At 71.8% G+C, this 22,188-nt stretch carries 19 protein-coding genes and 1 tRNA gene; 13 read left to right on the forward strand and 7 right to left on the reverse strand.

What is annotated here, in order from left to right:
* Positions 1–33: 33 nt before the first annotated feature.
* The 4 genes from serS to ACWGQ1_RS13950 all read left to right on the forward strand — a co-directional run bounded on the left by serS (position 34) and on the right by ACWGQ1_RS13950 (position 3,565).
* A complete protein-coding gene (serS, locus tag ACWGQ1_RS13935) occupies positions 34–1,338 on the forward strand; it encodes a serine--tRNA ligase (protein WP_136030473.1) in 1,305 nt (434 codons plus the stop codon).
* The gene (locus tag ACWGQ1_RS13940; RefSeq protein ID WP_136036384.1) at positions 1,335–2,156 is read left to right on the forward strand and encodes an HAD family hydrolase; all 822 of its coding nucleotides are present in this window, start codon (positions 1,335–1,337) and stop codon (positions 2,154–2,156) included. The genes serS and ACWGQ1_RS13940 overlap by 4 nt, the downstream gene beginning before the upstream one ends.
* Positions 2,157–2,198: 42 nt before the next feature.
* Positions 2,199–2,283 (forward strand) — tRNA-Ser (locus tag ACWGQ1_RS13945).
* 52 nt (positions 2,284–2,335) lie between these two features.
* Positions 2,336–3,565 (forward strand): LCP family glycopolymer transferase, encoded by a 1,230-nt coding sequence (locus ACWGQ1_RS13950; RefSeq protein WP_452313149.1) that lies wholly within the window; start codon positions 2,336–2,338, stop codon positions 3,563–3,565.
* A gap of 144 nt (positions 3,566–3,709) precedes the next feature.
* Here ACWGQ1_RS13950 and ACWGQ1_RS13955 read toward each other — a convergent pair whose 3' ends face one another.
* The 7 genes from ACWGQ1_RS13955 to ACWGQ1_RS13985 all read right to left on the reverse strand — a co-directional run bounded on the left by ACWGQ1_RS13955 (position 3,710) and on the right by ACWGQ1_RS13985 (position 12,765).
* The gene (locus ACWGQ1_RS13955; RefSeq protein ID WP_452313150.1) at positions 3,710–5,200 is read right to left on the reverse strand and encodes an Ig-like domain-containing protein; all 1,491 of its coding nucleotides are present in this window, start codon (positions 5,198–5,200) and stop codon (positions 3,710–3,712) included.
* Positions 5,201–5,399: 199 nt separating this feature from the next.
* Positions 5,400–6,809 (reverse strand): FGGY-family carbohydrate kinase, encoded by a 1,410-nt coding sequence (locus ACWGQ1_RS13960; RefSeq protein WP_452313151.1) that lies wholly within the window; start codon positions 6,807–6,809, stop codon positions 5,400–5,402.
* Positions 6,810–6,822: 13 nt separating this feature from the next.
* Positions 6,823–8,859, reverse strand: coding sequence for a bifunctional aldolase/short-chain dehydrogenase (locus ACWGQ1_RS13965; RefSeq protein WP_136028618.1), 2,037 nt, complete (start codon positions 8,857–8,859; stop codon positions 6,823–6,825).
* Between the two features lie 84 nt (positions 8,860–8,943).
* Positions 8,944–9,705, reverse strand: a complete 762-nt coding sequence (locus ACWGQ1_RS13970) for a DeoR/GlpR family DNA-binding transcription regulator (RefSeq protein ID WP_247982773.1) — start codon at positions 9,703–9,705, stop codon at positions 8,944–8,946.
* Between the two features lie 9 nt (positions 9,706–9,714).
* On the reverse strand, positions 9,715–10,743 hold the full coding sequence (locus ACWGQ1_RS13975; protein WP_240753285.1) for a LacI family DNA-binding transcriptional regulator: 1,029 nt from the start codon (positions 10,741–10,743) through the stop codon (positions 9,715–9,717).
* A gap of 31 nt (positions 10,744–10,774) precedes the next feature.
* Positions 10,775–11,929 carry a Gfo/Idh/MocA family oxidoreductase gene (locus ACWGQ1_RS13980; RefSeq protein ID WP_452313152.1) on the reverse strand — a complete coding sequence of 385 codons (1,155 nt, stop codon included), beginning with the start codon at positions 11,927–11,929 and terminating at the stop codon, positions 10,775–10,777.
* Positions 11,926–12,765 (reverse strand): class I fructose-bisphosphate aldolase, encoded by an 840-nt coding sequence (locus ACWGQ1_RS13985; RefSeq protein ID WP_136028615.1) that lies wholly within the window; start codon positions 12,763–12,765, stop codon positions 11,926–11,928. Before ACWGQ1_RS13985 ends, ACWGQ1_RS13980 begins: the two co-directional genes overlap by 4 nt.
* A 152-nt stretch (positions 12,766–12,917) precedes the next feature.
* Between ACWGQ1_RS13985 and ACWGQ1_RS13990 the strand changes: the two genes are divergently transcribed.
* From ACWGQ1_RS13990 to ACWGQ1_RS14030, 9 genes are all read left to right on the forward strand, one after another.
* A complete protein-coding gene (locus ACWGQ1_RS13990) occupies positions 12,918–13,925 on the forward strand; it encodes an aldose 1-epimerase family protein (RefSeq protein ID WP_136028614.1) in 1,008 nt (335 codons plus the stop codon).
* A gap of 124 nt (positions 13,926–14,049) precedes the next feature.
* Complete coding sequence (locus ACWGQ1_RS13995) at positions 14,050–15,126, forward strand: LacI family DNA-binding transcriptional regulator (protein WP_206251804.1); 1,077 nt, start codon at positions 14,050–14,052, stop codon at positions 15,124–15,126.
* Positions 15,123–16,169: a class I mannose-6-phosphate isomerase gene (locus tag ACWGQ1_RS14000; protein ID WP_452313153.1), complete on the forward strand. Its 1,047-nt coding sequence runs from the start codon at positions 15,123–15,125 to the stop codon at positions 16,167–16,169. The genes ACWGQ1_RS13995 and ACWGQ1_RS14000 overlap by 4 nt, the downstream gene beginning before the upstream one ends.
* Positions 16,166–17,575: an FGGY family carbohydrate kinase gene (locus ACWGQ1_RS14005; RefSeq protein ID WP_452313154.1), complete on the forward strand. Its 1,410-nt coding sequence runs from the start codon at positions 16,166–16,168 to the stop codon at positions 17,573–17,575. The genes ACWGQ1_RS14000 and ACWGQ1_RS14005 overlap by 4 nt, the downstream gene beginning before the upstream one ends.
* A 3-nt stretch (positions 17,576–17,578) precedes the next feature.
* Entirely contained in the window at positions 17,579–18,424 is an 846-nt protein-coding gene (locus tag ACWGQ1_RS14010) for an ATP-binding cassette domain-containing protein (RefSeq protein ID WP_136037227.1), read from the forward strand.
* Complete coding sequence (locus ACWGQ1_RS14015; RefSeq protein WP_136028609.1) at positions 18,421–19,503, forward strand: ABC transporter permease; 1,083 nt, start codon at positions 18,421–18,423, stop codon at positions 19,501–19,503. The genes ACWGQ1_RS14010 and ACWGQ1_RS14015 overlap by 4 nt, the downstream gene beginning before the upstream one ends.
* 51 nt (positions 19,504–19,554) lie before the next feature.
* Positions 19,555–20,553, forward strand: a complete 999-nt coding sequence (locus ACWGQ1_RS14020; RefSeq protein ID WP_136028622.1) for an ABC transporter substrate-binding protein — start codon at positions 19,555–19,557, stop codon at positions 20,551–20,553.
* A 58-nt stretch (positions 20,554–20,611) separates the two neighbouring features.
* The gene (locus ACWGQ1_RS14025) at positions 20,612–21,379 is read left to right on the forward strand and encodes an SDR family oxidoreductase (RefSeq protein ID WP_136028608.1); all 768 of its coding nucleotides are present in this window, start codon (positions 20,612–20,614) and stop codon (positions 21,377–21,379) included.
* Position 21,380: 1 nt separating this feature from the next.
* Positions 21,381–22,188: FGGY family carbohydrate kinase (locus tag ACWGQ1_RS14030; RefSeq protein WP_452313155.1), on the forward strand; the 808-nt coding region annotated here is incomplete at its 3' end.

Genomic DNA, 22,188 nt, shown 5'->3' on the forward strand with positions numbered 1-22,188 from the left:
GAGGGGCTCCGCCGCACCTCGTAGACTTGCGGAATGATCGACCTCGCACTCCTCCGCGAAAACCCGGAGATCGTCCGCCGTTCGCAGGCTGCCCGTGGCAACGACCAGAGCACCGTCGACGTCGCACTCGAGGCCGATCGATCGCGCAGGGCCGCGCTCGCCGCGTTCGAAGAGCTGCGCGCCGAGCAGAACGCCTTCGGCAAGCAGGTCGCCAAAGCCCCCAAGGAGGAGAAGGCGGCGCTCGTCGCCCAGGCGAAGGACCTCGCCGACCGCGTGAAGCAGGCGCAGCACGCCGCGAACGAAGCCTCGGAGCACGCGGCCGCGGCCCTCGCGCGCATTGAGAACGTCGTGATCGACGGTGTGCCGGCGGGGGGCGAGGAAGACTTCGTCGAGCTGCGGCGGGTGGGCGACGTCCCGGCGTTCGACTTCGAGCCCCGCGACCACCTCGAGCTCGGGGAGCTGCTCGGCGCGATCGACATGGAGCGCGGCGCGAAGGTCTCCGGCGCGCGCTTCTACTTCCTGCGCGGGATCGGCGCCCGGCTCGAGATCGCCCTCATGAACCTCGCGCTCGACACGGCGCTGCAGAACGGCTTCGTGCCGATGATCACGCCCACGCTCGTGCGGCCGGAGATCATGCAGGGCACCGGCTTCCTCGGCGAGCACGCGGACGAGGTGTACCACCTCGACAAGGACGACGACCTGTACCTGGTCGGCACGAGCGAAGTCGCGCTCGCCGGCTACCACAAGGACGAGATCGTCGACCTGTCCGACGGCGCCCTCCGCTACGCGGGCTGGTCCACGTGCTACCGCCGCGAGGCGGGATCGCACGGCAAGGACACCCGCGGCATCATCCGCGTGCACCAGTTCAACAAGCTCGAGATGTTCGTCTACACCTCGGCCGAGGACGCGGAGGCCGAGCACCTGCGGCTGGTCGCGCTGCAGGAGCAGATGCTCACCGCGCTCGGCCTCGCGTATCGCGTGATCGATGTCGCCGCGGGCGACCTCGGTTCGAGCGCCGCGCGCAAGTACGACATCGAGGCGTGGGTGCCCACCCAGGGTGCGTTCCGCGAGCTCACGTCGACCTCGAACTGCACGACCTACCAGGCCCGGCGCCTCGACGTGCGGTACCGGCCGCCGGTGGAGGAGGGGGCGTCCGCGCCGAAGACGCAGCACGTGGCCACGCTCAACGGCACGCTCGCGACCACCCGGTGGATCGTCGCCCTGCTCGAGACGCACCAGCAGGCGGACGGCTCCGTGCGGGTGCCCGAGGTGCTGCGCCCCTACCTCGGCGGACTCGAGGTGATCCGCCCGCTCGCCGACGCGCAGGCCGCCCGGTGAGCGCGCCCTGGCTGGTCGGCCTCGACGTCGACGGCACGATCCTGCTCCAGGACGAGACCATGAGCCCCGGTGTGCCGGAGGCGATCGCCCGCGTGCGCGACGCCGGACACCTGGTCACGATCGCGACGGGGCGCAGTTGGATGGGGACGCAGCGCTACGTGGAGGAGCTGGGTCTCACGGCGGATCTCGTCGTCTGCTCGAACGGCGCAGTGACGATGCGGCGCGTGGGCGACCGGTGGGAGCGCTGGCACGTCGAGACCTTCGACCCGACTCCCGCGCTGGCTCTGCTCCGTGACCGCCTCCCGGACGCGCGATACATGGTCGAGCTCGGCTCCGGACAGCGGCTCTTCACCGAGCAGCTCGACGACTGGACGCTCGACGGCGGACGGCAGGTCGACTTCGACCGGCTCGGCGACCTCCCGGTGTCGCGCATCGTGGTCGTCTCGCCGGATCACGACGAGGACGACTTCCACCGGCTCGTGGCCGACGCGGGGCTCAACGAGGTGTCGTACGCGATCGGCTGGACCGCCTGGCTCGACATCGCTCCGCAGGGCGTCGACAAGGGAACGGCGCTGGAGCGGGTGCGCGACGAGCTCGGACTGCAGCGCGACCGCGTGCTGGTCGCGGGGGATGGTCGCAACGACATCGGGATGTTCGGCTGGGCCCTCGCGGGCGGGGGCCGTGCGGTGGCGATGGGGCAGGCGCCGGACGAGGTGAAGGACGCCGCGGGAGAGGTCACGACCGACGTCGAAACGGGGGGCCTCGCGACCGCGCTCGACACGCTTCCAGCGCCCGCCCAGGTCGACGCACGAGAATAGAGTTCGGCTAGACTCACGCCTGGTCGGCAGACGTATCTGTCGGGAGGGTTGTCCGAGCGGCCGATGGAGCTGGTCTTGAAAACCAGTGGGCAGAGATGTCTCGTGGGTTCGAATCCCACACCCTCCGCATACCGAGCACGGCGAACCCTCCGCGCCGTGCCGAATCCGAAAGGGCCCGAGTGAGCGACAACCGACGCCGTCATACCCTCGCGCGACACGGTCAGCAGCACACCCCCGGCACCCTGGGTCAGCTGATGAAGTTCATCGCGATCGGCCTGGCCGTGGTGCTGGTCAGTGGCATCGGTGTCGGCACCTACATCTTCTACGACTTCTCCAGCACGGTCTCCGCGAACGCGGTCGATCTCGACGGTCAGGAAGACGTTCCGCCGGACATCGGCGAGTACAAGGGTGGTTTCAACCTCGTTCTCACGGGCGTCGACACGTGCGAGGAGAAGTACAAGGATCTCTTCGGCGATCGCTGCACGGGTCGCGACGCGGGGGGCACGCTCAACGATGTGAACCTGCTGGTCCACGTCTCGCAGGAACCCCGGCGGATCACGGTGGTCAGCTTCCCGCGTGACCTCATGGTGCCGATCCCCGAGTGCGAGGACGAGGACGGCAACGTCCACTCCGCCATGAGCAAGCAGCCGCTCAACACCGCCTACACCGACGGCGGCCTCAACTGCGTCGTCCAGACGATCTCGCAGCTGACCGACCAGGAGGTGCAGTTCGCGGCATCCGTCACGTTCGGCGGCGTGATCGAGATCACCAACGCGATCGGCGGGGTGGAGGTCTGCCTGGCCAACCCGATCAAGGACCGCTACACAGGCCTCGACATGGAGGCGGGCACGCACTGGCTCCAGGGCCTCGAGGCGCTGCAGTTCCTGCGGACCCGGCACGGCGTGGGCGACGGCAGCGACCTGGGGCGCATCGGCAACCAGCAGCAGTACATGTCGAGCCTGGCCCGTGCGCTGATCAGCGGCGAGACCCTGGGCAACGTCCCGGTCATGCTGAAGCTCGCCAACATCGGCCTCCAGAACCTCGAGACCAGCACGTCGCTCGCCGATCCGATGAAGATCGCGCAGATCGCGCTCGCCGTGAAGTCCGTTCCCTTCGAGGACATCGTGTTCCTCCAGTACCCGACGAACCAGGACAGCGCCGACCCCAACAAGGTGGTTCCGAACCAGCAGGCGGCTGACGTGATGTGGGATGCGATCGAGAAGAATGCCCAGCTCCAGGTCACGCATCAGAACACGAGCAACGACGGGGTGATCGTGGCGGAGCCCACCACCCCCGTGGAGGCGACGCCCGATCCCAACGCGACGCCGAGCGACGTGGTGGCGCTGCCCGACAGCATCAAGGGCAACTCGGCCGCACAGCAGACCTGCTCCAACGGCAACGTGCGCTGACGCGCCAGGCGTCGTCTCTGCGCGCGGCCGGGCGCGGACCCGTCCGCCCCAGAGCGGTCGAGGCTCCAGCCGGCACGCACGGAGGGCGGGGACGAGGTCGTGAGACCTCGCCCCCGCCCTCCGTGCGTGGGGCGGTGCCCGGCGTCAGCGCGCGCGACGTGTGCGCGCGACGTGCGCTGCCACGAGCCCGGCGCCGATGAGCGCGAGCACCGTTCCGCCGGTCAGGACCCAGGGCGACGTGCTGCCGCCGGTGGTCGCGAGCGATCCGGCGCTCGGATCGGCCGGAGCCGCCGGGTGCGCGGGCGTGCTCGGGGTGCCAGGGTCGGCCGGAGTGCCGGGGTCGGCCGGGGTGCCGGGGTCGGCCGGGTCCACCGGCGGGGCCGCCGGGAAGGTGTTGGTGACGACGATCTCCGCCGTACCCGCGGCCTCATCCGTGACGGTCGCCGCTGGGCCGACGGCGACGCTCGCCGCGCCGCCGTTCTCCGTCTCGGTGGCGGTGCACACGCTGGAGACCGGTGCCGTGAGGGTCTGCGTCTCGGCACCGGTGAAGGTCAGGGTGCGCGGATAGTCGGGTGCCGACTCCCCCGCCCACTGGCAGTCGACGACGACGGCGAACGGCCCCGTCGGCGTCCCGGCTCCCTCGACCGTCTTGGTGATCGCCAGCTGTCCCACGCCGGTGCCGGCGCCCTCGCCGCCGGCGCTCAGGCGGCGGACCGATCCTGGCGTGCTCCAGGACTCGCCGTCCGCCGTGACCGACAGGGTGTTGCGGTACACGTCGAGCGACGGGTCGGTCACGCTGTTCTGGAACTTGACCTGCACGATCTCGCCGTCGGCCACGGCGCGGCCCATCGTGACCGTGAGCTGCTGGGCGGTGCAGTCGACCGTGTAGTCGCCGGCGTCCACCGGCACGAGATCGGTGAGGAAGCCGTCGGCATCCGCCGTCGAGGTGTGCCGCACGAGGATCGGCGACGTGCAATCGACCTCTTGGCCGGGCTGTGCCGGGTCGTCGAACACGAGAGAGGAGAACGGGCCGCGGGGTGAGGCCACGGTCCATTGGAGGGCACCCTGCGGGTGGGTCGTGCCCTGATCGACGAGGTCGGTCCAGGCGCCGGCCTTGCTGGGGGCGGTGCGGTCGATGCCCGGAACGCCCGTGGCTTCGATGCCATCGTCGAACGTGACGCCCCCGTCACCCGTGAACGTGACGGGCACGGTGGTGCCGGTCTGGGTGGTCTGGAACTCGGCCCAGAAGTGCGCCGTGCCGTGCACCGAGAGCGGGTGCGTCGTGACGTAGTCGGTGAGGGTGAAGGTCGCGAGTCCATCGGGGGAGAGGGACGCCTCCGCGACCTCGGCGCCGCCGGCGTCGGTCAGGGCGAACCCCTGGGTGAGCGCGAGCAGTTCGGGCGGGAGCTGCAGCACGAACGTGTCGCCCGCGTGCGAGCCGTCGGGCACGCTCCACGCGAGATCGATCTGCACGTCCGACCCGGCGGCGGCGCTGCTCTGCACCACCTCGACGCTGGTGATGGCTCCATCGATGGTCGCCGCCGAGGCGGTGGACGCGGTAGCGAGGGAACTCGCGAGGAGAGCGGCGAAAGCGCCGGTGGTGGCGAGGGCGCGCGAATATCTGGTCTTCGTCATTGATTGTCCTTTGTGAGCGCTGCCTGAAGAGGCGAGTGGTGACACTAACGCGTAGCATGTTACCCTATGGCTGGGAGGGTCGAGCCCGTCGAGCTCGCGGAGGGGCCGAGCTCGGCAGGCGCGAAAGCACGAGCGGTGCGACGAACAAGGGGCGGTTCCTCTCCGACGGGAAAGGAACCGCCCCTTTTCGCCGTTCGGATCAGGCGCCGGGCGCGAAGACCTTCGGGGGATGCGTGGCGGCGACGAGGGCGCGAAGGTCTTCCAGCGTGCCGCGGGTCGCACCGAGTGCGCGGCCCTGGATCAGGACGTTCCCCAGGGCGGTCGCCTCGACCGGGCCCGCGAGGACCGGGAGGCCAGAGCGGTCGGCGGTCGCCTGGCAGAGCAGGTCGTTGAGCGCGCCGCCCCCGACCAGGTGGATGCGGTCGAGACTGCGGCCGGAGAGCCCGGCGGCCGTGTGCACCGCCTCGGCGAACGCCGCGGCGATGGACTCGATGATCGAGCGCACGAACGCCGCACGCGTCGACGGCACCGGTTGCGGCAGCAGGGCGGCGATCCGGGCGGGCATGTCCCCCGGCGCGCTCAGCGACGGGTCGTTCGCGTCGAACACCGGGACCTGGTCGGTGACGGCCGACGCGGCGGCCAGGAGTTCCGGCAGTGCGATCGGCGCACCGTCTTCGGCCTCCCACGCGCGCACCGTCTCACTGAGCAGCCAGAGCCCCGTGACGTTGTGCAGGAAGCGATACCGGCCGTCGGCTCCGCGCTCGTGCGTGAAGTTCGCCTCCCGCGCGTCGTCGGTGAGCACGGGTGCGCGCAGCTCGACGCCCACCAGGCCCCAGGTCCCGCACGAGATGAACGCGGACGAGGACGACTCCAGCGGAACGGCGACGACGGCGGACGCGGTGTCGTGCGAGGCCACCGCCACCACGGGCAGGCTCGCACCGATGCGTGCCGCGACCCCGGGGGTCAGCGTGCCGACGACCGTGCCGGCGTCGACGAGTTCGGGCAGGAGCCGTGGCGGGATCCCCGCCCTGACCGCGAGCTCGGTGTCCCATTCGCCCGACCGCACCCCGAGCAGGCCGGTGGTGGAGGCGTTCGTGCGCTCCGCGACGCGCCGGCCCGTGAGGAGGTACGCGAGGAGGTCGGGGATGAGTAGAGCCGTGTCCGCCTCCGTGAGACGCGGGTCGGCACGGAACTGGTACAGCGTGGTGAACGGCAGGAACTGCAGGCCGTTGCGCTCGTACAGCTCCGCGAAGGGCACCTCGCCATGCACCTTGGCCACGCCACGGGCGGTGCGGCGGTCGCGGTAGTGGAACGGCTCCCCGAGCAGCTCGCCGTCGCGCAGCAGCCCGTAGTCCACCGCCCAGGAGTCGATCCCGATGCTCTCGATGGACGGCTCGCGGCGGACGGCCTCGGCGAGCCCGTCCACCACGTGCTCGTACAGGGCGGCGAAGTCCCAGTGCAGTCCGTCGGCACGCTCCACCGCTCCGTGCGGGAACCGCGAGACGGGTTCCAGGTCGAGCACCCCGGGGCCGATGCGCCCGATCATGACCCGGCCGCTGGTCGCGCCCAGGTCGACCGCCGCCACCGCCCTGACCCTCGTGTCGTTCATCGGCCGGTGACCCTCATCGCAGGAACGCGGCGGCGACGCCGGAGTCGACGGGGATGTGCAGGCCGGTGGTGCGGCTCAGCTCCGGTCCGGTGAGCACGTAGACGGCATCGGCGACGTTCTCCGGCACGACCTCGCGCTTGAGGATCGTGCGGTTGGCGTAGAACTGGCCGAGGTCCTCTTCCTTGACACCGTACGTGGCGGCACGGTTGGCGCCCCAGCCCGACGCGAAGATGCCGGAGCCGCGCACGACGCCGTCGGGGTTGATGCCGTTGACCCGCACGCCGTGCTCGCCGAGCTCGACCGCGAGCAGCCGCACCTGGTGGGCCTGGTCGGCCTTGGTCGCGGAATAGGCGATGTTGTTCGGGCCCGCGAACACGGAGTTCTTCGACGAGATGTAGATGATGTCGCCGCCGAGCTTCTGATCGATCAGCACACGGGCCGCGGCCTTCGACACCAGGAACGAGCCCTTGGCCATGACGTCGTGCTGCAGGTCCCAGTCCTTCTCGGTCGTCTCCAGCAGTGGCTTCGACAGGGAGAGCCCCGCGTTGTTGACGACCAGGTCGACGCCGCCGAACGCGAGCAGGGCCTCGTCGAGCGCGGCCTGCACGGCCTCGGCATCCGCCACGTTCGCGGCGACGCCGATCGCGACGTCGGTGTTCCCGAGCTCGGCGGCCGCGGCCTGCGCCTTCTCGAGATCGAGATCGGCCACGACCACGCAGGCGCCCTCGGCGGCCAATCGGGTCGCGATCGCCTTGCCGATGCCGGAGGCGGCGCCGGTGACGAACGCGATGCGACCCTGGTGGGTCTTCGGCTTCGGCAGCCGCTGGAGCTTGGCCTCCTCCAGCGCCCAGTACTCGATGCGGAACTTCTCGGCGTCGGAGATCGGGGCGTAGCTCGACACGGCCTCGGCGCCGCGCATGACGTTGATCGCGTTGACATAGAACTCGCCGGCGACGCGCGCGGTCTGCTTGTTCGCGCCGTAGGAGAACATGCCCACGCCGGGCACGAGCACGATGAGCGGGTCGGCGCCGCGGATGGCGGGGGAGTCGGGGGTGGCGTGCGCGTCGTAGTAGGCCCGGTAGTCGGCGCGGTACTGCGTGTGCAGCTCGTGCAGACGCGCGATCTGCTCGTCGACGGTCGCCGTGGGGGGCAGGTCGAGGATCAGCGGCTTCACCTTGGTGCGCAGGAAGTGATCGGGGCAGCTGGTGCCCAGGGCCGCGAGGGCGGGCGCCTTCTCGGCTGCGAGGAAGTCGAGCACGACGGCGTCGTCCGTGAAGTGCCCCACCATCGGCTTGTCGGTCGAGGCGATGCCGCGGATGGTGCCGGCGAGGGCCGCGGCCCGACGGCGACGGTCGGCCTCGGGGAGCGCCTCGAACCCCGGGCGGACGGGACCGAACGGCTCGGCGCGGCCGTGGTCGGCGAGGTACGCCGCCGCGGTGTCGATGATCCAGAGGGAGTTCGCCTCGGCCTCGTCGGAGGTGTCGCCCCACGCCGTGATGCCGTGCCCGCCGAGGATGCAGCCGATCGCGGCGGGGTTCTCCGCCTTGATGGCGGCGATGTCGAGTCCGAGCTGGAAACCAGGGCGCCGCCACGGCACCCACACCACGCGGTCACCGAAGATCGCGGTCGTCAGGGCCTCGCCGTCGGCGGCGGTCGCGATCGCGATGCCCGAGTCGGGGTGCAGGTGGTCGACGTGTGCCGCGTCGACGAGTCCGTGCATGGCCGTGTCGATCGAGGGGGCTGCCCCGCCCTTGCCGTGCAGGCAGTAGTCGAACGCGGCGACCATCTCGTCTTCGCGGTCGATTCCGGGATACACGTCGACGAGCGCCCGCATCCGGTCGAGGCGCAGCACGGCGAGGCCGCTCTCGGTGAGGGTGCCCAGGTCGCCGCCCGAGCCCTTGACCCACAGCAGTTCGACGGGCTGCCCGGTGACGGGATCGATCTCGGTGCCCTTGGCCGAGGTGTTGCCCCCGGCGTAGTTGGTGTTCTTCGGGTCTGCGCCCAGACGGTTGCTCCGCGCGATCAGCTCGGCGGCGGTCGGGTTGGTCATGACGATCTCCTGCACCATCGGGGGAGCGCCGCAGCGCTGTTAAGTCCTGTGAAAGATAACATGATCTGACGCGAGCGCCAAGGGTCAGCGCACCTCGGCGATCCCCCGGAAGGGGTCGAGGCGCTCATCCGCCGGATCGAGATCGGTGATCAGCACGTCCACCTGCGCGGGCTCGAGGGCGCGGGCGACCGACCGACGGCCCAGCTTGGTCGCATCGACGCAGAGCACCGTGGTGCTCGCCTGCGCGGCGAGCGCCCGCTTGACCTCGGCCTCCTCCACCGACACCTCGGAGGAGCCGTCGCCCTCGTCGAGGGCATCGGCCGAGGCGAAGAACACGTCGAAGTACACCGCCTGCAGGCTGCGGAGGGCGAGGGGTCCGATCAGGCTGCCCGTGGTCGGCTCGGCGGTGCCGCCCGACAGCACCGCGGTCACCCCCTCCCGCGGCTGCAGCAGCTGGAAGGTCTCGACGGCGTTGGTGTACACGGCGAGTGCGTCGCGCGGTCCGAGCACCGCGGCGAGCGTGCTTATCGTCGTCGACGCGTCGAGGGCCACCGTCCCGGCGGCCGGCACCAGGTGCAGCGCCTTCTCGGCGATCACCCTCTTGGCGCTCGCCCGCATGCTGCGCCGGGCGTCGAAGGGCCGGGCGCGGGGAGCCGCTGTCGCCCCGCCGCGCACCCGTCGCACCCGCCCCTCGGCCTCGAGCTCGAGGAGGTCGCGCCGGATCGTCATCGACGACACCGCGAACAGCTCCGCTGCCCCGTCGATCGAGACGCCCTCGGGGCCTTCGGCCATCGTGACCAGCTCGTCGCGGCGGCGCTGAGCGTCGAGGTTTCCGGAAAGAGCCATACCGGGAATCTAGCCGGTGGGCGTGCGCTGCCGACCGCCGCGATCGACGAGCGTGGTCGGCACGAGGTGCAGGGCGGGTGGCGCGGCGGCGTCCCCCGCGATGCGGTCGAGGAGCGTGGTGGCGGCCAGGGCGCCCAGTGCGGCGACGTCGTAAGCCACCACGCGCAGCGGCCGCGGCAGCATCCACGACAGCTCGAAGTCGTCGAAGCCGGTCACCGCGACGTCGGCGTCACGCCGCGTGAGCTCTTCGAGGGCTCCGACCGTCGCGCGGTTGTTGCCGCAGAATAGGGCCGTCGGCGGGCGGGGGCCGTCGAGGAGGCGCGCCGTGGCAGCCGCGGCGTCCTGCGGGGTGTGGATGCCCGTGACGAGGAGCGACGGATCGAGCGCGCGGCCCGCGGCGGCGAACGCCTCCTCGGCCCCGGCCAGCCGCTCGCGCATCGTGTAGATCTCCGTCGCGTCGAGCAGGAGCCCGATCCGCTCATGCCCGCCCAGCAGTTCGGCGACCGCCGCGCGTGCACCGCCGCGGTTGTCGAGCAGCACGGTGTCGGCGGGAATGCCGTCGCCCGGGCGGTCGAGGAACACGACCGGCGTGCCGTGGGCGACCTCGGGCGCCAGGTAGCCGTGATCGGTCGCGGCGGGGACCAGGATCAGCCCGCCCACCCGGCGCTGGCAGAGGTCGAGGGCGAGGCGGCGCTCGACGGCGGGATCCTCCTCGCTGGAGGCCATCAGGACGTGCAGACCCCGCTGTGACGCGACGGCCGACACGGCCGCGGCGATCCCCATCGAGAAGGAGTTGGAGAGGTCGGCGGCGAGGAACCCGATGGTGTCGTTGGTGCCGGAGCGCAGGCTCGCCGCGAGGGCGTTGCGGTGGTATCCGAGGCGGTCGATGGCCTCGCGCACGCGGTCGGCCAGGGCGGGGTCGACGTTGGGCTCCGCGTTGATGACGCGCGAGACGGTCTTCAGACTGACCCCCGCCGCGGCGGCCACGTCGTTCATCGTCGGCCTGCCGCTGCCGCGCATCGTGCGCCCTCCGCTCACCACCTCTCCACGATAGGAGCGTGCGCGCCGTTCACCGGCGCGGCGCGACGGCCGCGCCCGACTGATGCGAGGCGATGGCCGCCGCGAAGATCCGATGCGTCGCGGCCGCCTCCTCCGGTCGCACGGTGCCGAAGCCGTCGCCGAGGAGCCCCTGATGCTCGGCGAGGAACGCCGCCCACATCTGCAGGATCGCATCCGAGAAGCCCGACTCGAAGTTCGGCCCGGTCACCGTGGGCCACACCGACTGGCTGCCGGCGTCGATGCGCTGCCAGCTCTGCTCGCGCCCGACCCCCGGCACGTCGATCAGCGCGAACACCTGCACCTCCTTGGGGTTCTTGGTGCTGAAGCGCACGGCGCCCTCCATGCCGATCGCCTCGAACTCCCAGGTGTTCTTCTCGCCGGGGGCGATCCGCTTGGTCTCGGTCGTGAGCGGGAACCGCGCCCCGTCGTGCGTCGCCCACGAGTGCAGGACGGCGTTGTCCCAGGTGTCGCACGGCTGCGGGGTGCCGTCGGGTCCCGGCCGTTCGGTGACGATGTCCTGCAGCACGCCGCTGACGGTCTCGGGCATCCAGCCGAGGCGCAGCGGCACGTGCCAGGTGTGCATGCCGAGGTCGTTGAGCACCCCGGCCTCGCCGCAGAACCGCTGCTGGCGCTTCCAGTTCAGCGGCTTCGCCGTATCGAGGTCGCTGGCGTGCAGGAACGCGCAGCGCGCCTCGACGATGCGACCGAGCGCCCCGGAGCGCACGTAGTCGACCGCCCACTGGGCGCCGGGGAAGTACGGCATCTCACTCGATACCCGTACGAACGACCCGGGGGTCTCGTCGATCGCCCGGAGGATCGCGTCGGCGGCGGCCCCGTCGATGCCGAAGGGCTTCTCGGCCAGCAGGGCCTTGCCCGCCCGGATCGTGTCGACGTAGAGCTGCTCATGCAGGTCGTGGCGGACGGCGATGTAGACCACGTCGATGTCGGGATCGGCCAGCAGCTCATGGTGGTCGGTGGTGGTGAGGCGCACGGTGTCGATCCCGGCGAACCACTCCAGGGCCGCGGGGTTGATGTCGCACACCGCCACGAGCTGCGGGTCGGCGGGGTGGTCGACGAGCGCGGGCCAGCGGCGCAGGGCCGCCGCGATCTCTCGGCCCATCAGACCCCCGCCGATGATGCCGACGTTTACGCGGCGCCCGCTCATCGCGTCGCTCCGATCAGGCGGAGCGCGTCGTCGACCGAGGCGTCGTCGTGCACCACGGCCATCAGGGCTGCGGTGATGCCCCGGGGGTCGTCGTGCTGGATGACGTTGCGGCCGTACACGATGCCGCGGGCACCCTGCGCGAGGACGGCGACCGTGCGCTCGAGGAGCGTGCGATCGTCGACGCGTCCGCCGCCGCGCACCAGGACCGGGGTGTCGCCGGCGGCCTGGATGACGCGGTGGTAGTCGGAGATCTCGTCGGTGGGATCGGCCTTGATGAGGTCGGCCCCGAGCTCCCTGGCCTGCCGCACGAGCGTGACGATCTTGGCGGTGTCGCCGTCCACCGCATAACCCCCCGCGCCCGCCCGGGTCTGCATCACCAGCGGCTCGATCATCAGGGGCATGCCGTAACGCTCGGCGTCGGTGCGCAGCGCGAGGATCGACCGGATGCACTGCTCGCGCACCTCGGGGTGGCCGGGGAGGTCGAGCAGGTTCACGCACACGGCGACCGCGTCGAGCCGCACCGCCACCTCGATCGCGTCGGGCACGTGGATCGAGTGCAGCGGCGACTCCAGCGGGTCGTTGTAGACGTTGGCGATGTCGGTGCGCAGCACGAGGCCGGGCTTCTGCTTGCCGGGGACGGACTGCAGCAGCGGGGCCTGTCCGAGCGTCAGCTGGATCGCATCCGGGCCCGCGTCGACGAGGGTGCGGACGGTCGCGGCCATGTCCTCGATGCCGGTGAGGAACGAGTGCTCGTGGAAGGCCCCGTGGTCGACGGCCACGTCGAGGGCGCGACCGGAGCGGGCGTGGAACAGGCGGTGGAGGCGAGGCTTCGTCATCGATGGTGCTCTCTGCGTGAGGGTGGCGCGGCGATGCGCAGGATCAGTATGCAGAGACGAGACAACGTTGTCAATCGCGACGATCCGGGCCGGACGAGCGCCTGCTACGGTGGCCGCACGCGCGCCAGGACGGCGCGGGAGAAGGGCGGGCGATGGTGGCGGAGCTGTACGGGGCGCCGATCGACGAGGCCTGGCGACGGCTCGGACACCGCGGGCAGGCCGTGACGGTGGAGTCGTCGCTGCGGACTGACGGACCGGATGCGGGGAGCCGTCGGATCCGGGTCGTCAACGGCGACCTCGACCTCGAGGTCCTGCCCGATCGCGGCCTCGACCTGGGGCAGCTGCGGGTCGCGGGCATGCCCTTCGCGTGGACCTCGGCGACCGGATTCCCCCCGATCGTCCCCGGGCCGGACGACGACGGCTGGCTGCGGTCGTTCGGGGGTGGGCTGCTGACGACCTGCGGACTGCGCAGCTTCGGAGCGCCGTCCGTCGACGAGGGTGAGGCGCATCCGCTGCACGGCCGATACTCGTCGCTGCGCGCCGAGGTCACGCGCACCGAGGTGACCGACCGCGAGGTCGTGGTCGAGGGCACGGTCCGCGAGGTCGAGGTCTTCGGGGTGCACCTCGAACTCCGGCGCCGCATCAGCACGCCGATCGGGTCGCGCCTGGTCCGGGTGCAGGACCTCGTGGTCAACCGCGGGGCGGCTGCCGTGGAGCCCATGGTGCTCTACCACCTCAACCTCGGCTGGCCGCTGGTCGACGAGGGGACCGTGCTGCACTCGCCGGCGACCGCTGTCGAGCCCCGGGACGCGCAGGCGCGGGCGGGCCTCGGCTCGTGGGACCGGTTCCCGGCCCCGGCGGTGTCGTATCCCGAGCAGGTGTTCCGCCACGAGCTGCCGCTTCGGGAGCGGGTCGACATCGTCGTCGAGAGCCCGCGCGGGGCGGCGGTCCGCATCGCCGTCGACACCGCACGCCTGCCGGCGCTGTTCCAGTGGCGCGTCGCCGAGGAGCGCGGCCACGTCGTCCTGGGGATCGAGCCGGCGACCGTGCCGACGATCCTCGGCCGGGCCGATGCGCGGGCTCGCGGACTGCTGCGCCCGCTGGCGCCCGGCGGGGTGCTCGAACTGGGCGTCGACGTCGAGGTGACGCCCGGCGGGTGACCGCTCGCAGCGGTGGGCTGCGATCGAATCGGCGCTTGACAACGTTGTCGACCCGGTCGCATGATGTTCCCATCGAACTCGCGATGGCCGCGGATTCAACGATGACAACGATGTCGAGGTGGCAATGGAGCACGAGCGCGACGAGTCGAGCGCGACGGTGGGCACCCAGCGTGACGGGCGCCGCCGGGCGCGCATCACCGACGTGGCGCAGCTCGCCGGCGTGAGCATCAAGACCGTCTCGCGCGTCGTCAACGGCGAGAGCGGCGTGCTTCCCGAGACCCGCGAACGCGTCGCCGCCGCGGTGCTCGAGCTCGGCTTCGTGCCCGACCGTCGCGCCCGGTCGCTCAAGCGCGGCGACACCGACACCATCGGCATCCTCATCGACGCCATCTCCGACCCGTTCTTCGCCGCGTTCGTCAGCGCCGTCGAGGAGCTCGCCGTCGCCGAGGGCCTCAACGTGCTCTTCGCCAGCACCGTGCACGACGCCGCACAGGAGCGCGAACAGCTCGAACGTCTCACCGGCGACCGCCTGCGCGGGCTCATCATCTCGCCCTTCGCGATCGAGTCCGCCGAGCTGGCGGCGCTGCGGCAGCGGTTCCCGGTGATCTGCGTCGACCGTTCGCGCGAAGGCATCGACTCGATCGTCGTCGACGACTACGGCGCCACGCTCGAAGCCGTCCGCGGCTTCCTCTCCCGCGGGCACCGCCGCATCGGCTTCATCGGCGAGGAGATCCCGTACCCCACCGTGTTCGAGCGCCTGAGCGCCTACCGCGACGCCCACGCCGAGGCCGGGGTCGAGGTGGACGAGAGCCTGATCATCGCGCAGGGCCGCCACCGCGAAGAGCGGTCGATCAGCGAGCTGCTCGCCCGCCCCGACGCGCCGACGGCCCTCTTCTGCGCCACCAGCCCCGCCGCCATCGCGACCATCCACGTGCTCAGTGCCGACCGCGTGCCGATGCCCGCGCTGATCTCGTTCGGCGACTTCCAGTTCGCCGACGTGTTCACCCCTGGCATCACCTGCGTCGACCAGGACCCCCGGCTGATCGGCGAGGCGACGTTCCGGCGGCTGATGCAGCTCGGCGCCGACCCCCAGGCCGAGCCGGAGCACATCGTCGTCCCCACCCGCCTCATCGCCCGCGGCTCGGGCGAGATGGCCCCCGAGCGCGACGCATCGGCCCGCCCGATCGGAGACCTGCGATGAACCCGGTCCTGCTGCCGCCCAACCCCGTCCAGCACTTCTACCGCGGCGGCGACCGCATCGCGGCGCTGCGCGGGATCGAGCCCGAGACCGACCACCAGCCCGAGGAGTGGCTGGGCGCGACGGTGTCGCGGTTCGGCACGCCGGACACCGGTCTCGCCGTCACCGCCGACGGCGCCCTGCTGCGCGACCTCGTGACCGCCGACCCCGCGGCCTGGACCGGCCCGGGGAGCGGAGCCGACGCGGGCGACGTGGGACTGCTGGTCAAGCTGCTCGACGCCCGCCAGCGCCTCCCCGTGCACGTGCACCCCGACCGGGCGTTCGCCACGAGCCACCTGGCCTGCCCGTACGGCAAGACGGAGGCGTGGTTCGTGCTCGACACCGAGGCCGACAGCGCCGTGCACCTCGGCTGGAACACCGACCTCGACCGGGCCGAGCTGGACCGCCGCCGCGACGCCCAGGACAGCGAGTGGATGCTCGCGCACATGAACCGCGTCGTCGTGCGCGAGGGCATGGGCATCCTCGTGCCCGCCGGCACCGCGCACGCCATCGACGGCGGCATCTTCGTCGCCGAGGTGCAGGAGCCCACCGACTTCTCCATCCTGCTGGAGTGGTCGGTCACCACCTCGACCCGCGAGGAGTCGCACCTGGACCTCGGCTTCGACGCCGTGATGCCCGCCGTCTCGGCCGACCGCCTCGCCCCCGAGCAGCTCGCCGCACTGATCAGCGACGCGGGCACGACGCCCGCCGGCCCGCGCTTCCGCTCGCTCCTGCCCGCCGCCGCCGACCCCTTCTTCCGCCTCTGGGACGCGGCCGTCTCCGGGGACGTCTCGACCGAGCGCCCTGCCGGCTTCGGCGTCGTGCTGGTGCAGGAGGGGGAGGGCGAGCTGGTCGGCGCGTCCGGCCGGATCGCCGTCTCGCACGGCCAGGCCTTCGCCGTGCCGCACGCCTTCGGCGCCTGGCATCTCGCGGGTGACGCGCGCGTGCTCGTCGCCGAGCCGGGCGCGGGATGGCCGACCACGCTCACCGGGACCGGGATCCGATGAACGGCTACGTCGTCGGCGTCGACATGGGATCGACCAGCATCAAGCTCCTCGTCGCCGACACCGACGGACGCCAGGTGCTCGTCGCGAGCCGCCGGTCGCCGTGGACGAGCCGTGAGCACGGCCGCGCCGAGATGCCCGCCGCGGTCGCCGTCGACACCGTCCGCGAGCTCGCCCACGAGGCCGACGTCCTGCTGCGCGTGCACGGCCCCTACCGCGTGCTCGCGCTCGGGGTGTCGGGCATGGCCGAGGCCGGCGTGCTGCTGGACGCCGCCGGAGAGCCCGCGGCGCCCGTCATGGCCTGGTTCGACCCGCGCGGTGCCGCCGAGATCCTCGCCACCCCCGACGCCTTCCGCGCGGAGTTCCTCGGACGGACCGGACTGCCGGTGGGCCCGCTGGCCTCCATCGCCAAGATCCTGCACCTGCGCGAGTCCGGGGTGGACCTGCGCGGACGCACCTTCCTCACCGTGCCGGAGCTGGTGGTGCACGCCCTCGGCGGCCCCCGCGTCGCCGAGTACTCCCTGGCATCGCGCACCGGGCTGCTCGACCAGGACGACAGCACCCCGTGGGACGCCGCCTTCGAGGTGCTCGGCGTGGGCGACGACCTGCTCGCGGAGCGCGTCGGCGCGGGCAGCGCCGTGGGCATCCTCTCGGACGACGCCATGCCCGACGGCTTCCGCGGCGCCGTGCTCACCGTCGCCGGCCACGACCACCTCGTCTCCGCCGTCGCGGTGGGCGCCGTCCACAGCGGACAGCTGTACGACTCGATGGGCACGGCCGAGGCGCTGGTGCGGGTGCTCGACGGCCCGCTGCCGTTCGACGCGCGCGAACGGCTCGCCCTCGCCGGCATCAACACCGTGCGTCATGTGCTGCCGGGCAAATACGTGCTGCTCGCCGGCACGAAGTCCGGTCTGCTCATGCGGCGCGTGCTGCAGCTGCTGGGCATCGCCGACGCCGCCGGCCGGGCGCGGATCGATGAAGCCGTGATGGCGCTGCCCGTCACCGGCACGCTCGCCGACGGGGCCCTCGCGGTCAGCGGTGCCCGCAACGACGACGGCGAGCTGAAGATCGTCGCGAACGGCGACGGCCTCGACCCGGCGGAACTGCTCACCGCGACGCTGCTGCACGGCAACGACATGTGCGCCGAGCTCATGGAGGTCATGGACCGCGAGGTCGCGCCGCCCACCTCGACCGTGCTGACCGGGGGGTGGTCGAGCATGGCGAGCGTCGTCCGCGCGCGCCGACTCGTGCTGCCCGATGTCACGGTCGCCACGCACGACGAGGCCACCGCCTACGGCGCCGCGCTGTTCGCCGCGTTCGCCGCGAGCACCCGCACCGACTTCGAGAGCGTGGCCGCGGCGTTCCGCTCCGGCCACTCCGATCACGACAACAGCAAGGGAAGGAGCTGACCCATGTCGCTCAGTTCTACGGTTCCGGTTCTCCAGGCGCGCGGACTCTCGCGCCAGTTCGGCCACGTGCGCGCGCTGAACGACGTCGACTTCGAGGTGTATCCGGGGGAGGTGACGGCCCTCATCGGCGACAACGGCGCCGGCAAGTCGACGCTCGTCAAGGCGCTCTCGGGCAACCTCGCCGTCGACTCCGGCACGATCCTGTTCGACGGCGAAGAGGCCGACATGTCCACGCCGTCCGCGGTGAGCGCGCTCGGTGTCGAGACCGTCTACCAGGACCTCGCGCTCGCGCCCCACCTCGACCCGGTGCAGAACATGTACCTCGGCCGCGAGCTGCGCCAGAGCGGCGTCGCCGGCGCCCTCGGCTTCATGAAGACCAAGGAGATGCGCGCGCAGTCGCGGGCCGCCTTCGACGAGCTGGGCGCCACCGTGCGCTCGCTCACCTCGCCGGTGGGGGAGATGTCGGGCGGCCAGCGGCAGGCCATCGCCATCGCCCGCGCCGTGCACTGGGCCTCGCGCGTGGTGTTCCTCGACGAGCCCACCGCGGCGCTGGGCGTGCGGCAGACGCAGAACGTGCTCGAGACGATCCGCCGGGTGCGCGACAAGGGCATCGCCGTGGTGTTCATCTCGCACTCCATGCCGCACGTCATGGAGGTCTCCGACCGCATCCAGGTGCTGCGCCTGGGCACGCGCGTCGCCAACATCCCCGCCGCCGACACCTCCATGGAGGAGCTCGTCGGCCTCATGACCGGCGCCGTGACCCGCGACGCCGCCCCGCCCGTGGCCGACGTCGCCCCCGAAGGCGACGTCGCCGAGACCTCCGCCGCTGACAAGGAGCCGAACCGATGAGCACGACGAAGCCCCCCACGGAGACCGTGGCGATCGGCACCCTCGAGGAGCCGAAGAACGGCTACTTCCGCAACCTGCTCCGCGCCCAGGCCTTCCAGATCCTGCTCGTGCTGATCGCGATCGTCGTCGTGTTCAGCCTGCTGGCACCCGACACGTTCGCGCAGTGGTCGAACTTCCGGCTGATCATCCAGAACGCCTCGATCCTCGCCGTGCTCGCGGTCGGCATGACGTACGTGATCATCACGGCCGGCATCGACCTCTCGATCGGCTCGGTGCTGGTGTTCTCCGGCGTCGTCTCGGCCATGGTCATGCGCGCCATCGGCGGGGCGGGCTGGGGCACGGCCGTGGTCGGCATCCTCGTCGCGATCGCCTGCGGCATCGGCTGGGGACTGCTCAACGGGTTCCTCATCGCCAAGGCGAAGATCCCGCCGCTGATCGTCACGCTCGGCACGCTGGGCATGTCGCTCGGCCTCGCGCAGATCCTCACTGGCGGCGTCGACATCCGTGAGGTGCCCGCCGTGCTGACCACCACCATCGGCTACGGCAACGTGCTCGGCACGATCCCCACCATCTCGGTCATCGCCCTCGTGATCATCGTGATCGGCGGAGTGGTGCTGCACTTCACCCGCTTCGGCCTGCACACCTACGCGGTCGGATCGAGCGAGCTCGCCGCGCGACGGGTGGGCGTGAAGGTGGACCGCCACCTCATCGCGATCTACACCCTCTCCGGCGGTCTCGCCGGCGTCGCAGGCATCCTCTCGCTGTCGCAGTTCTCCACCACCGCGATCGCAGGGCAGTCGCAGACCAACCTCAACGTGATCGCCGCGGTCGTCATCGGCGGCACGAGCCTCTTCGGCGGCGTCGGCACCATCGTCGGCACCGTCGTGGGCCTGTTCATCCCCGCGGTGCTGCAGAACGGCTTCGTCATCACCGGCGTGCCGCCGTTCTGGCAGCAGGTCGCCGTCGGCGCGGTGCTCATCACCGCCGTCTACGTCGACCAGGTCCGCCGGTCGGCCGCCATGCGCGGCAACTCCCAGAGCCTCTGGCGCAAGTTCGTCAGCGGGGGCCGGCGTACCTGACGCCCGGCCCACCACCATCCACACACAGTCAAGAGAAGAACGGTGATCACAATGAAGTGGAACAGGAAAGCGATCAGCATCGCCGCACTCGGCGCGTCCGCGACGCTCATCCTCGCCGGTTGCGCAGGCGGGGGCGGAGACGCGGGCGGCGACGGCGGATCCGGCGGCGGCGACGACGGCTACAACATCGCGTTCGTGCAGGGCGTGGCCGGAGACGAGTTCTACATCTCCATGCAGTGCGGCATCGAAGAAGCGGCCAAGGAGGCCGGAGCGACGGTGCAGGTGCAGGGCCCGGAGAAGTTCGACCCGACGCTGCAGAAGCCGATCGTCGATGCGCTCGTCGCCTCCAAGCCCGACGCGCTGCTCATCGCCCCGACCGACGTGACCGCGATGCAGGCGCCCATCCAGGCCGCGGCCGACGCCGGCATCAAGGTCGTCCTCGTCGACACCACCCTGGAGGACCCGTCGATGGCGGTCTCCCAGATCGCGTCGGACAACGAGGGCGGTGGCGCCGCGGCGTTCGAGGCCATCCAGAAGGCGCACCCCGAGGGCGGCAAGGTGCTCGTGGTCTCGATCGACCCCGGCATCTCCACGTCGGACGCGCGCGGTGAGGGCTTCGAGAAGGCCGTCGCCGAGGACTCGAAGTTCGAGTCGCTGGGCATCGAGTACTCGCACAACGAGCCTGCGGAGGCCGCCCGCATCGTGACCGCCGCGCTGCAGGCCAACCCGGACATCGTCGGCATCTTCGCCGCCAACCTGTTCGCCGCCGAGGGCACCGCGACCGGCATCCAGCAGGCCGGCAAGCAGGGCGAGGTGACCGTGGTCGGCTTCGACGCCGGACCCGCGCAGGTCGAGGCGCTCCGCAACGACGTCGTTCAGGCGCTCGTCGCCCAGGAGCCGGCCACCATCGGCAAGGACGGCGTCGCCCAGGCGCTCGCCGCCCTCGAGGGAGACGCCACCGAGGAGAAGATCCAGACCGGGTTCACGGTCATCACCAAGGAGAACATCGACACCGACGGCGCCGACGCCGTCTACAAGTCGACCTGCTGACACCCCCTCCGGCGACCGGGGATCCCCCGGTCGCCGGAGTCACCCCCGAGAGGACCCCATGAGCTTCCCTGATCTCGCCGGAAAGGTCGCCGTCGTCACCGGAGGCGCCCGCGGCATCGGCTACTCGCTCGCCACCGCCCTCGCCCGCGCCGGTGTGCGCGTGGCGCTGCTGGACCTGCTGCCCGAGGTCGAGGAGTCCGCCGCGCGGCTGGCATCCGAGACCGGAGCCCGCACCGCCGCCGCCCTGGTCGACGTCACCGATGCCGACTCGGTCGAGCGCGCCTTCGCGGCCGTGCGCGAGGAGCTCGGCGTCGCCGACCTGCTGGTGACCGCGGCCGGCATCACCATCTGGGGCGACTCGACCGAGGTCGATCCCGGCACGTGGGCGAAGGTCGTTGACGTGAACCTCAGCGGCACGTTCTACTGCACGCAGGCCTTCGCCCGACCGCTGCGGGCGGAGGGCCGCGAGGGGTCCGCGATCCTCATCTCGTCGATGTCGGGCCGGGTGGTCAACGTGCCCCAGCATCAGGCGTCGTACAACGCGTCGAAGGCCGCCGTCGACCAGCTGGCGAAGTCGCTCGCCGTGGAGTGGGCGCCCGCGATCCGGGTCAACGCCATCGCGCCCGGCTACATCCTCTCCGACATGACCCGCCAGTTCACCGAGGCCAACCCCGAGCTGGCCGCCGACTGGGTGTCGATGATCCCGGCCGGCCGCATGGGCGTGCCCGCCGACCTCGACGGCCTGCTCCTGCTGCTCGCCTCGTCGGCCTCGTCGTACCTCACCGGGCAGACGCTGGTGATCGACGGCGGCTACACCGCGATCTGACATGACGGCCGCCTACCTCGCCGTCGACCTGGGCTCGTCGAGCCTGCGTATCATGGTCGGCCTGCTGCGCCCCGACGCGCCGGAAGGGCCCCGGATGGAGGTCCGGGAGGCCGCCCGGTTCCCCAACACCCCGGTGCCGCGCGCCGAGGGGCTCGGGTGGGACGTGCCTGCGCTCTTCGACGGCGTGCTCGCCGGACTCCGCGCGGGCGTCGCGACCGCCGCGCAGGAGGGAGCGGAGCTGCGCGGCATCGGCGTGGACGCGTGGGGCGTGGACTACGCCCGGCTCACCGTCGACGGCACCCTGCGTCCGTTCGTGCGGCACCACCGCGCTGCCGACCCGGACCTCGCCGCCCGCACCTCCGCCGGCCGCGACCTCGCCGCCGACTACGCCGTCACCGGGGTGCTCGACCAGGCCATCAACACGGCCCACCAGCTGCGGCAGGACCAGTCCGCGGGCATCGGCGACCCCGAGGACACGATCCTGCTGACCGCCGACATCGTCGTGCACCTGCTCACCGGGCGGGTGGGGGCCGAGCCCTCGCTCGCCTCGACCACCGCGCTGCTCGACCGGGCGACCGGGGACTGGTCGGCCGCGCTCGCCGCGGGTCTTCCCGCCCGGCTCCCTCCCGTGGTGCCGACGGGATCGTCGGCCGGGCCCACCACCGCCCGGGTCACCGCGGCGATCGGCGCCGCGCACCCCGTGCCCGTCTTCGCGGTGACGGCGCACGACACCGCCGCCGCATTCATGGCCGTGACCGCCGCCGACGACGAGGGGACCGGTGTCGTCTCCAGCGGGAGCCGGGGGGTGG

The sequence above is a fragment of the Microbacterium sp. NPDC055599 genome (assembly GCF_053618975.1).